Annotated in this window: 16 protein-coding genes; 8 read left to right on the top strand and 8 right to left on the bottom strand. The window is 48.9% G+C overall.

Going from position 1 to position 14353, the window contains the following annotated elements; all coding sequences use genetic code 11:
• Positions 1-15: 15 nt before the first annotated feature.
• The 3 genes from KW844_RS16405 to KW844_RS16395 are packed head-to-tail and all read left to right on the top strand — an operon-like array spanning position 16 to position 2424.
• A complete protein-coding gene (locus KW844_RS16405; RefSeq protein ID WP_218377868.1) occupies positions 16-552 on the top strand; it encodes a GNAT family N-acetyltransferase in 537 nt (178 codons plus the stop codon).
• 38 nt (positions 553-590) lie between these two features.
• Positions 591-1673, top strand: coding sequence for a HesA/MoeB/ThiF family protein (locus KW844_RS16400; RefSeq protein ID WP_218377867.1), 1083 nt, complete (start codon positions 591-593; stop codon positions 1671-1673).
• A 10-nt stretch (positions 1674-1683) separates the two neighbouring features.
• On the top strand, positions 1684-2424 hold the full coding sequence (locus KW844_RS16395; protein WP_218377866.1) for a sulfite exporter TauE/SafE family protein: 741 nt from the start codon (positions 1684-1686) through the stop codon (positions 2422-2424).
• Here KW844_RS16395 and moaA read toward each other — a convergent pair whose 3' ends face one another.
• On the bottom strand, positions 2425-3405 hold the full coding sequence (moaA, locus tag KW844_RS16390; RefSeq protein WP_218377865.1) for a GTP 3',8-cyclase MoaA: 981 nt from the start codon (positions 3403-3405) through the stop codon (positions 2425-2427).
• A 3-nt stretch (positions 3406-3408) separates the two neighbouring features.
• Complete coding sequence (locus tag KW844_RS16385; protein WP_218377864.1) at positions 3409-3780, bottom strand: hypothetical protein; 372 nt, start codon at positions 3778-3780, stop codon at positions 3409-3411.
• Between the two features lie 78 nt (positions 3781-3858).
• Here KW844_RS16385 and moaD point away from each other — a divergent pair, with 78 nt between their 5' ends.
• Both moaD and KW844_RS16375 read left to right on the top strand, forming a co-directional pair.
• A complete protein-coding gene (gene moaD / locus KW844_RS16380) occupies positions 3859-4092 on the top strand; it encodes a molybdopterin converting factor subunit 1 (RefSeq protein ID WP_218377863.1) in 234 nt (77 codons plus the stop codon).
• A 15-nt stretch (positions 4093-4107) separates the two neighbouring features.
• Positions 4108-4509 carry a molybdenum cofactor biosynthesis protein MoaE gene (locus tag KW844_RS16375; RefSeq protein WP_218377862.1) on the top strand — a complete coding sequence of 134 codons (402 nt, stop codon included), beginning with the start codon at positions 4108-4110 and terminating at the stop codon, positions 4507-4509.
• 49 nt (positions 4510-4558) lie between these two features.
• Here the strand turns inward: KW844_RS16375 and KW844_RS16370 are convergent, their stop codons facing one another.
• Positions 4559-5176 (bottom strand): NTP transferase domain-containing protein, encoded by a 618-nt coding sequence (locus KW844_RS16370; RefSeq protein WP_218377861.1) that lies wholly within the window; start codon positions 5174-5176, stop codon positions 4559-4561.
• A complete protein-coding gene (gene moaC, locus KW844_RS16365) occupies positions 5166-5651 on the bottom strand; it encodes a cyclic pyranopterin monophosphate synthase MoaC (RefSeq protein ID WP_073078307.1) in 486 nt (161 codons plus the stop codon). Before moaC ends, KW844_RS16370 begins: the two co-directional genes overlap by 11 nt.
• 44 nt (positions 5652-5695) lie before the next feature.
• Here moaC and KW844_RS16360 point away from each other — a divergent pair, with 44 nt between their 5' ends.
• Genes KW844_RS16360 through KW844_RS16350 form a run of 3 tightly spaced genes read left to right on the top strand, consistent with a single transcriptional unit; the run spans position 5696 to position 9626 of the window.
• Complete coding sequence (locus tag KW844_RS16360) at positions 5696-6904, top strand: molybdopterin molybdotransferase MoeA (RefSeq protein WP_218377860.1); 1209 nt, start codon at positions 5696-5698, stop codon at positions 6902-6904.
• A gap of 44 nt (positions 6905-6948) precedes the next feature.
• Positions 6949-8397 carry a DUF1800 family protein gene (locus KW844_RS16355; protein WP_255578488.1) on the top strand — a complete coding sequence of 483 codons (1449 nt, stop codon included), beginning with the start codon at positions 6949-6951 and terminating at the stop codon, positions 8395-8397.
• Between the two features lie 26 nt (positions 8398-8423).
• On the top strand, positions 8424-9626 hold the full coding sequence (locus tag KW844_RS16350) for a DUF1501 domain-containing protein (RefSeq protein ID WP_218377859.1): 1203 nt from the start codon (positions 8424-8426) through the stop codon (positions 9624-9626).
• Between the two features lie 58 nt (positions 9627-9684).
• Here KW844_RS16350 and KW844_RS16345 read toward each other — a convergent pair whose 3' ends face one another.
• From KW844_RS16345 to KW844_RS29435, 4 genes are all read right to left on the bottom strand, one after another.
• Positions 9685-10206, bottom strand: a complete 522-nt coding sequence (locus KW844_RS16345; protein ID WP_218377858.1) for a hypothetical protein — start codon at positions 10204-10206, stop codon at positions 9685-9687.
• A gap of 53 nt (positions 10207-10259) precedes the next feature.
• The gene (locus KW844_RS16340) at positions 10260-12299 is read right to left on the bottom strand and encodes an OPT family oligopeptide transporter (protein ID WP_218377857.1); all 2040 of its coding nucleotides are present in this window, start codon (positions 12297-12299) and stop codon (positions 10260-10262) included.
• A gap of 174 nt (positions 12300-12473) precedes the next feature.
• Positions 12474-14195 (bottom strand): peptide MFS transporter, encoded by a 1722-nt coding sequence (locus tag KW844_RS16335; RefSeq protein ID WP_255578493.1) that lies wholly within the window; start codon positions 14193-14195, stop codon positions 12474-12476.
• Positions 14167-14334, bottom strand: a complete 168-nt coding sequence (locus KW844_RS29435) for a hypothetical protein (RefSeq protein ID WP_178372081.1) — start codon at positions 14332-14334, stop codon at positions 14167-14169. Before KW844_RS29435 ends, KW844_RS16335 begins: the two co-directional genes overlap by 29 nt.
• Positions 14335-14353 lie beyond the last annotated feature (19 nt).

The following is a 14353-nucleotide window of genomic DNA, read 5'->3' as shown; positions in this document are numbered from 1 at the left end:
TTTTATTTTCGTACCATGCGACATTTTCTATCAAACGGAGAAGAGCTGATTATACGCCCGGCCCGCCTCCATGATGCGGCTGGCCTGTTGGCCAACTACCAGCGCATGACCGCGGAAACGGATTTCCTCCTGTTTAATCACAACGAAGCGATGGAGCTGGATGTAGAGGGTGAGGAGGCCTTCATTAAGTCGCATATCGATAAGTCGCGCCAGCTCCTGCTCGTGGCCGAAGTAAAAGGGCAAATCATTGGTGCAGTGAATGTGGATAACACCGGGCATGATAAGCGTACACACATAGGGGAAATGGGCATCGGCGTGGCCAAAGCCTACCAGAACATGGGCATAGGCCGCAGGCTGATGACCGCCATGCTGCGCTGGGTAGAAGAGCACGACGACCTCTGGCTCATTACCCTGCAGGTAGCCTCCGCCAACGAAAAAGCTATACAGCTGTACCGCAACTTCGGTTTCCTCGAAGCCGGCCGCATTCCTGACGCCATTGAAACAACCCCCGGCGTATTCTCCGACATCGTGATGATGTACAAAAAAGTATAGCGATTTATTACCTTTAAGGATTACTAATACTGAACCCAATGCGTTACGACAGGCAGACAAGACTGGAAGGATTTGGACCAGAAAAGCAGCAGATGCTGCAAAACGCATCCGTACTGGTGATTGGCGCCGGCGGCTTAGGTGTACCCGTATTACAATACCTGACCGCCATGGGCGTAGGCCACATTGGTATTGTGGAGCACGACAACGTATCCATCAGCAACCTGCAGCGCCAGGTGCTGTATACCACAGCAGATCAGGGGAAGCCCAAAGTGAAACTGGCCGCACACCGCCTGCACCAGCTCAATCCGGAGATCGAAATATTCATGCACGATACCTGGATCACAACAGACAATGCCATCTCCCTGATAGAAAAATATGATGTAGTGGTAGACTGTACGGATAATTTCGGTTCCCGCTACCTCATCAATGATGCCTGTGTGATTGCCGGCAAACCACTCGTTTACGGCGCTATTTACAAGTATGAAGGCCAGGTGAGTGTTTTTAACTATGAGGGTGGTGCTACCTACCGCTGCATTTTCCCCGAAGCACCGGAGCCCGGCGAAATGCTGAACTGTAGTGAAATTGGCGTGCTTGGTGTACTACCGGGTATCATTGGCACCTACCAGGCCAATGAAGTAGTGAAAATCATTACGGGTATCGGCACGCCCTTGCGCAATCAGCTGATGACGATTGATACCCTGCATAACATGCAGCATATTTTCAACTTCCAGCCAGTGGAAGAAAATAGGAATATTACTGCGTTACAGGCCGATTATCACCAGGATGTATGTATGGTGGCCGGTGTGCAGCCGCTCCATGTACAGCAGCTGCAGGACTGGATTACGGCCGATAAAAAATTCCTGTTGCTCGACGTGCGGGAAGATGATGAGTGGGAAATCTGCCACCTCCCGCAAGCGTTGCACATACCTATGGGACAGGTGATACAGCAGTTTCAATCGCTGGATATCAGCGCACCGGTGGCAGTGCTTTGTCACCATGGTATGCGTAGCCGGGCCGTAGCACAGCGTTTGCTGGAGCTGGGCGTGAAAGAAATTTACAACGTTGAAGGCGGGATCCACGCATGGGCCTGCACCGTCGACGATACTATGGCCACTTACTAATCCGATCAACGTGCTCACACTCTGTTTTTTATTTTTCCTGGTAGCCTTATTATACTCCGCAGCCGGCTTTGGCGGCGGGTCCAGCTACCTGGCTATCCTTGCGCTCTGGGGTATTGATTTCCAGCTCATGAAATCTACCGCATTACTATGCAATATTGCGGTGGTTACAGGCGGCGTGTATCACTTTTACAAACAAGGGCATCTGCCGTTGAAAAAAGCCTGGCAGCTTTCGCTGATCAGTGTGCCTATGGCTTTTATCGGTAGTTACCTGCCGCTGAAGCAGGAGCAGTTTTTTTTGCTGCTCGGTATTGCCTTAACGCTCGCGGCAGTGTGTATGTGCTATCGTTTGTTTTTTGAGAGACATAAAGACAGCGAGGAAGTAAAGCAAAGTAACGGCATCGTATATGGCGTAATAGGTGGCGGTATCGGACTGTTGTCGGGCATGACCGGTATTGGCGGTGGTATTTACCTGGCGCCGGTATTGAAGCTGGGGAAATATGACACGTCGAAAAATATAGCAGGCCTGAGTAGCTTTTTTATTCTTGTAAATTCCATTGCTGGTATATTAGGTCAGGCTGCGAAAAAGCAGATCGTATTCAACTGGGAAGTAGTTTTTCCATTGTTGCTGGCGGTGCTGATAGGTGGGCAGATTGGTGCAAGGCTGAGTGCGAAGGTGCTGAAACCTAAGTGGGTGGCGGCGGCTACGGCTATATTGATATTATACGCAGGTGTGCGTATGTTGTTGAAATAGTTACCCTCCGATGAGCGACATGCTCTCCATGATGCCGGTGAGGTAGTGCTTTTCTGACTCTTTTCCGTCGATGAATTTTTCTTTTACTGCTGCATGAATACCGCTACGTATATGCATATCCGTGAAATCTGGATTGCGCATCAGGTCGCGAATATTGAGCATGCTGTTGCCATACAGGCAGGTTTTAAGGCTACCGGTGGCGGATATACGCAGTCGGTTACAGGTACCGCAAAAACTACGTGTATACGCAGGGATTACGCCGATGGTTCCGTTGAATCCGGGTATTTTATAGTTGAGTGAGGTGGAGTGCGGTGCGTCGGTTAACTTCTCCAAAGGGTATTGTTCCCTAATGGTAGACAGGATGCGGAGATAATCCCAACTTACACCTGAAAACCCTTTCTCCTGGCCGTTAAACGGCATTTCTTCAATATAGCGGATGGCTACATTTTGGTGTTCGGTAAGGCCGGCGAAATCAATGATTTCATCAGTATTCACATTTTCCATCACTACCATATTCACTTTTACCTGCATATCATGACTGAGCATGGTATTGAAGCTATCCATCACGGCGGCGAATTTATCACGGCGGGTGATCTGAGCAAACCTTTGCTCCCGGAGGGTATCCAGGCTCAGGTTAATATTACGGATGCCTAGTTGGCAAAGTGCAGGAATGAATTTTTTGGTGAGTACACCGTTGGTGGTAATGGAGATATCGGTGATGCCGTCTATGTTTTTTATTTTTTCGAGGAGGGTAATGAGGCCGGGGCGCATGAATGGCTCTCCGCCGGTGATGCGGACTTTTGATATGCCGTCAAAGGCGAGGATTTTCATCAGCCGGAGGATTTCCTCATCCGAAAGGATTTTTGCATGTTGCTCAAACTGCATTTTCTCCGGCATACAATAGGTACAGCGGAGGTTACAACGGTCGGTTACCGACAGTCGCACATAGTTAATAATGCGGTTATGCGTATCCTGCAACATTTATCAGCAATTTTTACTGGCCATAGGGTTGTCGAATGACTGGCTGTCGTCCTCATCGCGGTCAGTCAGGCAGCGGAAGTCCTTTTCTACCAGTATGGTCAGGTGGGTGCCGTCTTCGTTGGGTATATCAAGACTGAAACCTACTTCGCCGGAGCTGATCCACAGTTGGAGCTGGGTAATGGGAATGAGCAGGTGTACACCGTCATGTTCCAGTTTAGCCACCGGGGCAGGAATATCTTTTCCCCTGATTACAAAGTGAAGGGTACCCGCGCCTACATGCGTACTGGAATCAATCTTACCAACTGTTTCCAGCAATTCCATATCTATTTTATCCAGGCGATAACGGATACTATTACCACGGAGCCTTATCTTCATAAAAAAACATTTACCTCGAACTAAAATTACTACTTTATCGCTGCTATATTGTAGTTTTAGTCAATAATTTTGGAAGATATGAACGTAATGCTGTTTGGGGTGGCAAAGGATATAGCAGGAGTGGCCCGTATGCAGCTACCCGAAGGGATAGCCACAGTAGGAGCGCTAAAAGCATGGTTAACAACTACCTACCCTGCAATGCAGCAGCTTAATTCCCTGATGATTGCCGTAAATAAAGCATATGCAGCCGATACGCAGGCTGTTGGCATTACCGATGAAATTGCCATCATACCACCCGTAAGCGGCGGTTGAACCGATTTATTACACATGAACGTATTACTGAAAATAGAAACTGATATCACCATCCAGGAAGCCCTGGATTTTATTCACTCCCCTGCCTGTGGCGGAGAAGTAGTGTTTACCGGTAAGGTGAGAAATGATACCAAAGGCAGGGCCGTGGACAAGTTATTTTATGAAGCCTACAAGGAAATGGCACTGCTGGAAATGCAAAAGATAGCAGACGAAGTAGCCAGCCAGTGGGATATTAAGAAAATTGCTATGCTGCACGCCGTAGGTGAAAAATTACCGGGAGAGGTGGCTGTAGTAGTGGCTGTTTCTTCTGTTCACCGCGGTATTGCTTTTGATGCCTGCGAATTTGCGATCGATACGCTGAAAGCAAAGGTGCCTATCTGGAAGAAGGAATACTTTTCGGATGGGGAGATTAAATAGTTTTTGCGGTTAATGGGGTGCCTGCGGCACCCCATTAACCCCGTATGGATCAGGGCCGCAGGCCCTGATCCATACGGGAAATAACATCCGCTTTTTCCTCCGGCGTATTCGCATTGAACTGCTCCTCCGGCCAGGGATTTTCCAATACCTTCACCTCACCGGCTGACAACATGGATTTCCGCGGGCATTTAGGCCCGCCTGATAATACGTTGGTGCGTAGTGTGGCGAGTCCTGCCGGCTCCCAGATGGCAATCAGTGGCTCAGGGAGATTGTTGAAAGGACTGATAAAACTGGTAGCTGTACGGGTAACATCTCTCTCTCCTACCAAAAACTGCAGACTTTGAAGACTGATCAAAGGCAGATCGCAGGCCAGTACCAGCCAGGCCGTTTCCGGCTCCAGGATATGTGCGCTGATTAATCCCGCCGCGGGTCCACCCCCTTCCACGCTATCCGGAACGAGACGTGGATAACTGCTGAAACTTGCACCGGTATTGAGCTGGTCAGGGCGGCAGGAGATGTAAACCTCCTCCACTACCTTGCTTAAAAGTGATACCAGGTATTCCCATTGCGGCATGCCGTGATATACGATGCTGCTTTTATCTTCCTGCATACGCGAGCTGTAGCCGCCGCAGAGTAATAATCCTTTTAATGGTGCGTTATCTGGCATAATCCTGCTTGCCTCCTGTTTTACTGATCAATTTTGTTTCGCGGATCACCATGTCGTGGGTAAACGCTTTGCACATGTCGTACACCGTAAGTGCCGCCACAGATGCGCCGGTAAGCGCTTCCATTTCCACGCCGGTTTTTCCGGTTGTTTTCACAGTACACCTGATCACTGCCTCTTCATTTTCCAGCACGATACTCACGTCTACCCCATCCAATAATAAAGTATGGCAGAGCGGTATCAACTCAGGTGTTTTTTTTGCCGCCATAATGCCGGCAATAATTGCCGTCTGAAACACTCCACCCTTGCGGGTTTGAATGTCCTGCCCCTGGAACTGCTCCCGCACTTCGGCCGGTAAAAAAATGCGACTCTCGGCAACGGCTACACGAAAAGTAATGTCTTTATTACTCACGTCCACCATAGCTGGTTGTCCGGATTTATTCAGGTGTGTAAATTCCTTGTTTGACGGATTGGCCATAAAAGCATAAATTTATTGCACTGCTCCTTACAAAAATAATATAAATGATGCTGACTGTTGCTGAAGCTTATGCTGCCGTATTGGAAACCGTACGTACAGCCGGAACCGAGTTGGTACCGTTTGATCAGGCGAATGGGCGTATACTGCGTGAGCCTGTCCGTGCGGACCGGCCTTTTCCTCCTTTCGATCGGGTGATGATGGATGGTATTGCCATCCGTTTTGATAGCTATGCACGTGGTCAGCGGGTTTTTGTAATGGAAGATGTACAGGCCGCAGGCACTCCGCAGCTGCAACTGGGCAATACGGCCAATTGTATGGAAGTGATGACAGGGGCTGTGCTCCCGGAACTCACTGATACCGTAGTGCAGTATGAACACCTGGAAACCACGGAGCATGAAGGATTCCGCCGCTTCACCATTAAACATGCCGTAAAAAAAGGACAACATATACACAAAGCAGGCAGTGATGTGAAAGAAAACGCCATCCTGCTGGAAGAAGGTACCCTGCTGGGGCCGGCAGAAGCTGGCGTGCTGGCCACTGTAGGTAAAACACAGGTGCTGGTAAGCAAACGTCCAAACGTAGTAGTGGTGGCCACCGGTAATGAATTGGTACCGGTAAATGCTACCCCACAGCCGCATCAGCTTCGTATGTCCAATGTATACAGCTTGAGCGCCTCCCTGGAACAGCTTGGTATAAAGCCCACCGTGGTACACCTGGAAGATCATGCGGAAAGCATGAAACATCAGCTGCAGCCACTCATCGCCGGTACAGATGTATGGATCAGCTCCGGCGCCGTATCCGCAGGCAAATTTGATTTCCTGCCACAGGTATTGCAGGAACTGGGCATGCAGCAGGTATTCCATAAAGTACAACAGCGCCCCGGAAAGCCTTTCCTCTTCGGTACTTTCCATAACGGCCCGGTGGTATTTGCTTTGCCGGGAAATCCGGTGTCGGGCTTCATGTGTTTTTACCGCTACGTGCAGCCATGGCTGTTGGCTGCCATGGGCACCCGGCCAATGGCAACAATGTATGCCAGTTTATCCACAAAAGTGAGTTTTGAACCCGCGCTGGAATATTACCTTCCTGTTAAATTGGTATCCCAGCCACATGGTAAAATGATGGCCATCCCACAACCCTATCAGGGCTCAGGAGACCTTGCCAGCCTGCTTTTGGCGGACGCATTCCTGGAACTTCCCGCGGATATTTCGCAGTTTAAAAAAGGAGATACTTTTCCGGTCTGGAAGTTCCGTTAAACCCGGACTCCATTTTGTGGTCATAAGGAAAATATATACTGCCTATGGCCGCTATATCCCCACAACAACAAATGCTGCACCTGGCCTGGAGAGCCGGTTTTGGCGCCACCCTGCCCGAGATCAATGAATGGGCGGGCAAGCGGCGAAAGGTAATTGTAAACCAGGTACTTATTGGAAAAAAGAACTACGCGCCATCCGACGTGAACGTGATGAGCGAAGCCGACCTGCCCGATTACCAGAAGTTTAAAGGCATGAGCGCCCAGGAAAGGAAAATTGTTCAGCAACTGAATAACCAGGGCATCAAAGACCTTAACATCTCCTGGATGAAAGCCATGGTGGAAACTGAACACCCGCTGCGGGAAAAGATGAGCCTTTTCTGGCACGGCCACTTTGCCTGCCGTACCCAGAATGTGCTGTACAACCAGCAGCTGCTCAGCGTTATACGCGAAAACAGCCTGGGCAACTTCGGCGACCTGCTGGCAGCTGTGTCCAAAACACCTGCCATGCTGCAATTCCTTAATAATCAGCAAAACAGGAAACAACATCCCAACGAAAATTTTGCGCGGGAGGTCATGGAACTTTTTACCCTAGGCCGTGGCAACTATTCCGAAAAAGATATCAAAGAGGCAGCCAGGGCCTTCACCGGCTGGGGATACGATGAAGCGGGTACCTTCAAATTCCGGGAACGCCTGCACGACGATGGGGCCAAAACCATACTCGGCAAAACCGGCTTGTATAACGGCGATGATGTACTACGCATCCTATTGGACCAACGCCAGTGTGCTACGTTTATCACCACCAAAATATTCAGGTTTTTTGTAGACGATAACCCCGACGAAGAAAAAATCAACTACCTCGCAGATAAATTCTATCACTCCGGATACGACCTGAAAGCATTGATGCGCGAGATTTTTATGGCCGACTGGTTCTATGACGCCAAATATGTTGGAAACAGGATTAAGTCGCCGGTGGAGTTGCTGGTGGGCATGCGAAGGGCAGTGCCCATGCACTTTGAAGAAGAAGGAACCATGCTGGTATTTCAGCGCATCCTCGGACAGGTGCTGTTTTACCCGCCAAATGTGGCAGGCTGGCCCGGCGGCCGCAGCTGGATCGACAGCTCCAGCCTCATGTTCCGCCTCCGCGTACCACAGATCGTATTTTACTCCCAGGCTATGAACATACAGGCAAAGGAAATTATGCCTGAAATGGGAGATGGGGCTAATTACAAAATGACCCTGCAAATCAATGATTTCCTGAAAAGACAATACGCCAGAAAAGTAAACGCAACGATAGACTGGGCGCCCTTCCTGAAAGGATATGAAAAGATACCAAGAGAGGAACTGGCAGCAGCCATAGCGGCTTCCCTGCTGCCTAAAACCGGTAATGCGGGCAGGCAGGTGCTGGAAAAGTACGCTGATACATCTAACCGCGACGCCTATATTAAAACCGTAGCCATCGATGTAATGAGTACGCCGGAATATCAGCTCTGCTAGACTTTCATCTCCCTAAAAAAATTATTATGCATATAATCAATCGCAGACGTTTTTTACAAGTAGGCTCCCTCGCTTCCGCAGCGATGATGATGCCCAAGTTCCTGAAAGCGCTCGAACGGGGGGAACTGGTGCCCCCCGGTAATAAGGTACTGGTGATTGTACAGCTATCCGGCGGCAACGATGGACTAAACACCATTATCCCCTACCGTAACGATATCTATTACAAGGAAAGACCCAGCCTCGGCATTAAAAGAGAAAAAGCGCTGTCGCTCACAGATGAACTGGGGATACATCCCAGTCTCACCGGACTGAAAGCACTCTACGACGAAGGCGCCATGGGCGTGCTGAATAATGTGGGCTACCCCAATCCTGACCGCTCACACTTCCGCTCCATGGACATCTGGCATACGGCCAGCCAGTCGTCCGACTACTGGACCAACGGCTGGATAGGCCGCTACCTCGATGCCCAGTGCAAAGGCTGCGATAAGCCTACGCAGGCGCTGGAAATTGATGATACGCTGAGTCTGGCCCTGAAAGGGGAAAGCTCCAAAGGCCTTGCATTGACCGATCCTACACGGCTGTATGGCACCAGCAACAATCCCTTCTTCAAGGATCTGCTGAAGCAACAGGCGCACGACGAGGAACACCAAAACGTAGATTACCTCTATAAAACCATGGGAGAAACGATTTCTTCTGCCGCCTATATCCAACAGCAGATCAAAACGTATCAGTCAAAAGAAGCCTATCCTAATACCGAATTAGGTAAGAACATGCGTACGATCGCCAACCTGATCATGTCGGACATCAATACGAAAGTATATTATGTGTCGCACGGCAGCTTTGATACGCATATCAATCAGCAGGCGCAACAGGAGCGGCTTTTTCAGCAGTTGAGCGATGCGCTGACCGTATTTACCGGTGATCTTAAAAAGAACAACCGTTTCCAGGATGTGGTGGTGATGACGTTTTCGGAGTTTGGGCGCCGCGTGAGTCAGAATGCCAGTGGTGGCACTGATCATGGTACGGCAAACAACATGTTCCTTATTGGTGGAGGCTTGAAAGAGAAAGGTGTGCTGAACGAAGGGCCTGACCTGATGCACCTTAAAGATGGGGATTTACAGTATAAGGTAGATTTCAAGAGCGTGTATGCAACACTGTTAGGTAACTGGTTAGGCGCTGATGATGCGGATATCCTGAAGGCGAAATATGATCATCTGAACTTTGTATAAAAAAATAACTCCGGCTATCCCGGAGTTATTTTTTTTATGGCAGCATTTAGAAAGTTAATTATTGCGCTTCCTGGTATTTCAGGACGGCACGGAAGGTGCCATCTCTCACTACCCGGCTGGTGCTGCTTCCGCTCACATCCTGCAAACTACCACTGAACGTACCTTCTACAAACTGGCTCGTGATCCTGGAAATATTGATCACAAAGCCTGTGCTGGTACCAGTATTCAGCGTTTCTCCATTAGAGCTTGGCAGGTAGATGTTCATACTGTTTCCGGTTTCGGATGAATAGTAGGCACCCGGATGAAAAGGCAGTTCAGGAACGGCCAGTTTAAACGTGATATAATCGCCGGTGTAGGTAGTACCTGTGATTTCCATGATCGGATAGTCGTTATCCGGGTTGGAATCGTCCAGTTTAGGCAGGTACGCGGTAGCCTTTGGATTTTCTGACAGGTAGATCTTATTATCCAGTTTCATGGAAATAAACTTCCTGTCGTCGGCATCGGTTTTTGTGTCCGATTTTTCGCATGATACGCTGAAAAACAGCACAGCACCTAGTATAGCAGATAAGTATATTCTCATAGGAGATAGTGATATATCAGTTAAAATTAAGATATTATTTTTTCAGGCAGAAATTATTTTCTCGCAACGCGATAGAGATACCAACCCATAAACGCAAAGAATGCTGTTCCAAGTATGTAATAACCTCCCTGACCCAATACACCAAGGAAAGATGCCTGCATATTTAATTTAGCCAGTCCGGCTGCTGTGGAGTCGAACCCTGCCAGGATGGCGATGATCACCCCTGCTACGGCGCCTCCGGCTACCAATCCGGTGGCGAAGAGGTTGCCTTTTCCGAGCTCTTCTTCTTCGGCAGTGGTGTGAATGTTGGCTTTTTTCTTACGGTAGTCCACCAGACCTCTGATAGCACCTCCTACAACAATAGGCGTTGTGGTGGACAGTGGCAGGTAAGCTCCCACTGCAAATGACAGCGCGTTTACGCCACACAGCTCGATGGTAACGGCTAGCAAAGCACCTACCAGTACAAACTGCCAGTCGAGATTACCTGAAAGGATACCGATATCGAGGGTGGCCAGCAAGGTGCCTTGCGGGGCAGGGTAGTATAAACTTCCGATGGCGTGATCCTTTACGCCGTGGGCGATCATGTCGGCCGTAGGTCGATCGAGGAATTTCACGGTAAGTCCGATCACGATAGAAGAAACAATGGCGCCGATGAACAGTGCTATTTGTTGGTTCATAGGTGTGGCGCCTACGATATAGCCTGATTTCAGGTCCTGGCTGGTACCGCCGGCATTGGCGGCGGCAATGCAGATCATGCTACCCACTACGAGGGCCATGGGTTCATATATTTTACCTGTCCAGCCAACAGCGATAAACACCAGGCAGGTGCCCATCAGTGTGGCGATAGTCATGCCTGAAATAGGATTATTGGAAGAGCCGATCAGGCCTACGATGCGGCTTGAAACGGTCACAAAGAAAGCCCCGAAAAATACCACGAGTGCGCCTACCAGCAGTTTTTGTCCTACGGAGCCACCTGGCAGCTGTGGGAGGACAGCCATGAGCACTACCAGTGCGAGGCTACCGAAGATCACCACTTTCAGGCTGAGGTCTTTTTCAGTTCTTGGAACCGCGCCGGATTGTTTTTCAGTGGAGTCCTTCACTGCGCCGAGGCTGCCTTTGAAGGTGGATATGATGGTAGGGATTGTTCTTGCCAGGGTGATGAAACCACCGGCGGCAACGGCGCCGGCAGCAATCTGGCGTATATAGGCGTAATAAATCGCGGAAGCATAATCTGTAAAAGTATGGGTGGCGGGGTCCCAGTTACCTTGTCCGCCGGGTGTGTCCAGGTTGGCCAGGTAGCCGAGTTTAATGAGTTGCGTGGCAATCGTATCACCCGGCAGCAGGGATGCCAATAAAGGGATGAGTGCCAGCCAGGAGAGTACGCCACCGGCAACCAGTACGCCTGAAATGCGTGGACCGATGATATAACCCACACCCATATACTCCGGGGTAATATCTGCGCTAAGATTAGCTGAGGGTAAGAATTTATTGGCCTGTTTGGTCATGTATCCCGGTGTTTCGGCGATGACATGCAGGACCTTTTGCAGGAAAGCATAAATGGTGGCGAAGCCGAGTCCCCAGAAAGCTGTTTTGGCGAAGTCGCCGCCTTTTTCACCAGCGATGAGTACATCTGCACAGGCGGTACCTTCCGGATAAGGAAGGGTGCCATGTTCTTTTACGATGAGCGAACGTCGCAGGGGGATCATCATGAGTGTGCCCAGCACCCCGCCAATGATAGCGAGGGTAAGGATGGTGATATAGTTGAAGAACTGTGCCCCGGCGCCGTCGCTGAGGAACAGGAAGGCAGGGAGGGTGAACACCACGCCGGCTGCGATGGATTCTCCTGCGGAGCCGGTGGTTTGAATGATATTATTTTCGAGAATGGTGGTTTTGAAGAACTTACGGCCAAGGGTAATCGCAATTACAGCGATAGGGATGGAGGCGGAAACGGTAAGACCTGCTTTCAGTGCGAGGTATACCGTGGCGGCACCGAAGATGATACCGAAGATACATCCCAGGATGATGGATTTGAAGGTGAATTCCTTCATCCGGGTGGTAGCTGGAACAAAGGGCTTGAATTGGTTATCGGACATAAAGGTTTGTGTATGAGTATGGGCAAATATAATATTTCCTCACGCGGAATCGGATGGGACCTTCGGTTCCATCCGATTCCGTTTTCCCGTCCGCCTTTGGCGGACGGGAAAACGGAATTCCGGAAAACTAAAAAGCCTCGCTGTGCGAGGCTTTTTAGCTATTTAGTGATAGCGTTATTTAACACCGTGCATCCATTTTTTCAGGAATGGAGAGATGAGGAACAGTAGTACTGCTGCGGCACCTGGTAGTATCACGAATACCATAAAGAATTCAAAGAGGTTGTGAATGGTAAACCCGGCGAAGGTTGGGTATTCCAGTGGCAACTTCAGTTCTTTAATTTTATCAAGCTGTTGTGCAGTAGCGGTAATTGTACCATCCATAATGCCTTTTAAATCAATACCGTTTTTATCAGCCAGTTGATATTTATCCATGGTTGGAGGGAGTAATGCACCCAGTGTACCTGCTAATGCGTAACCAGCCGCATTGGCTAGGAACCATACACCCATCAGTAAAGAGGAGAATCTTGTTGGCGCAAGTTTAGAAACCAGGGACAGTCCGATCGGAGATAGGCAAAGTTCGCCAATTGTATGGAAGAGGTACATAATAATTAACCAGCTAACACCCAGTTTTTCATTAGGGCCAAGGCTTTTCATCTGGAAGGCAATAATCAGGAATCCGATTGCCAGGAGTGCGAGGCCCAATGATTGTTTAACCGGTGAAATAGGTTCCAGGCCCCGCTTCTGTAACTTGATCCACATTATACTCATTGGAATCGCAAAAACAATGATAAATATTGAGTTAGCGTTCTGAATGAAGCTTGGAGGAAGATCAAATCCAAGGAAATGGCGGTCAGTCTGGTAGTCTGCAATGAAAGTCAGAGAAGAACCAGCTTGTTCAAAACATGCCCAGAAGAATATCACGAAGAAGGCCACGCAATAGAGTACGATTATACGTTGCCTTTCGATTTTAGTAATAGATTTATCCGTGAGTATCAAAACAGCGAGGCTCACACCTATTGCATAGATGAATGGATATAACCATGTTTTGATAGGGTTTTGTACCGCTACAGTGGAGTCAACCGACAGGTAGTGAATAGCGAAGAACAGAATGACTGCCAGAACGGAAACACCCAGCAATGCGCTGGTAGTGAATTTTGCTTTTTCCGCTTCACCTGATGGATTGTTCCCTTTTTTGCTGAAATCTGGCTTGGCACCGATTGGTTGGCCGTCCGGTGTCACTACATATTTGTCTTTTAAAATGGCAAACAGGATTGTTCCAAGGAACATTGCGATGCTGGCAGCAAGGAAACCCCATTTGAATGCAGTAACCATCCTTACACCATCAACTTTTACGTCACCCAGGAAAGGACAGATGGACATACCCAGGAATGCGCCTACGTTAATACCCATATAGAAGATGGTAAAACCTGCATCCAGGCGGTTATCTCCTTTTGGGTACAGGCTACCAACCATTGAGGATATATTGGGTTTAAAGAACCCATTTCCAAAAATGATTACAAGCAAGGCCACCAGTACTATCGTATTGGCCAGCTGAAGATTAGTGGCATACAAAGTAGCGCTGACCACCATTAGTAATTGACCGATGCCCATTACGGCGCCGCCTATGATAATACAGGCTCTGTTACCGAGATACCGGTCAGAAATGTACCCTCCCAGCATTGGTGTAAGATAGCAGAGACCTAAAAAGCCTCCATAAACGTATGAGGAATCAGCTTCGGAATAAGCCAGTGCGTTTACCAGGAAGAGGGTCAATAATGCCCTCATACCATAAAAGTTAAACCTTTCCCACATTTCCGTGGCAAAAAGCACTGAGAGGCCCTTTGGATGCCCTTTTTGCGAGGCAGTCTCAGGTCCTTGTGCAACAGCAGTTTGCATCATAAATGGTTAGTTTTGTTGTCGATTGTTTTAAGGTTCTGTTAAGCTTTAACACGAGCAAGTTAAAGAAAATCGGGAATTCGGGTAAAAAAATGCTATAAAAGGCAAATTTTGAGGTTTTTTTGATCTTACTTTGCATTTTCTTTCGCATCTGTTTT

The organism is Chitinophaga sp. sic0106 (genome assembly GCF_019219075.1).
Taxonomy (GTDB): Bacteria; Bacteroidota; Bacteroidia; order Chitinophagales; family Chitinophagaceae; genus Chitinophaga.
This window is presented reverse-complemented; position numbering and strand designations above follow the sequence as displayed.

Coding starts and splice junctions, on each gene's coding strand:
- KW844_RS16405 (WP_218377868.1), top strand. CDS start 16: ATGCGACATTTTCTATCAAACGGAGAAGAGCTGATTATACGCCCGGCC.
- moaA (WP_218377865.1), bottom strand. CDS start 3,405: ATGTTGCAGGATACGCATAACCGCATTATTAACTATGTGCGACTGTCG.
- KW844_RS16335 (WP_255578493.1), bottom strand. CDS start 14,195: ATGCAAACTGCTGTTGCACAAGGACCTGAGACTGCCTCGCAAAAAGGG.
- KW844_RS16370 (WP_218377861.1), bottom strand. CDS start 5,176: ATGCCAGATAACGCACCATTAAAAGGATTATTACTCTGCGGCGGCTAC.
- KW844_RS16360 (WP_218377860.1), top strand. CDS start 5,696: ATGATGCTGACTGTTGCTGAAGCTTATGCTGCCGTATTGGAAACCGTA.
- KW844_RS16375 (WP_218377862.1), top strand. CDS start 4,108: ATGAACGTATTACTGAAAATAGAAACTGATATCACCATCCAGGAAGCC.
- KW844_RS29435 (WP_178372081.1), bottom strand. CDS start 14,334: ATGCAAAGTAAGATCAAAAAAACCTCAAAATTTGCCTTTTATAGCATT.
- KW844_RS16340 (WP_218377857.1), bottom strand. CDS start 12,299: ATGTCCGATAACCAATTCAAGCCCTTTGTTCCAGCTACCACCCGGATG.
- KW844_RS16350 (WP_218377859.1), top strand. CDS start 8,424: ATGCATATAATCAATCGCAGACGTTTTTTACAAGTAGGCTCCCTCGCT.
- KW844_RS16355 (WP_255578488.1), top strand. CDS start 6,949: ATGGCCGCTATATCCCCACAACAACAAATGCTGCACCTGGCCTGGAGA.
- KW844_RS16385 (WP_218377864.1), bottom strand. CDS start 3,780: ATGAAGATAAGGCTCCGTGGTAATAGTATCCGTTATCGCCTGGATAAA.
- moaD (WP_218377863.1), top strand. CDS start 3,859: ATGAACGTAATGCTGTTTGGGGTGGCAAAGGATATAGCAGGAGTGGCC.
- moaC (WP_073078307.1), bottom strand. CDS start 5,651: ATGGCCAATCCGTCAAACAAGGAATTTACACACCTGAATAAATCCGGA.
- KW844_RS16345 (WP_218377858.1), bottom strand. CDS start 10,206: ATGAGAATATACTTATCTGCTATACTAGGTGCTGTGCTGTTTTTCAGC.
- KW844_RS16400 (WP_218377867.1), top strand. CDS start 591: ATGCGTTACGACAGGCAGACAAGACTGGAAGGATTTGGACCAGAAAAG.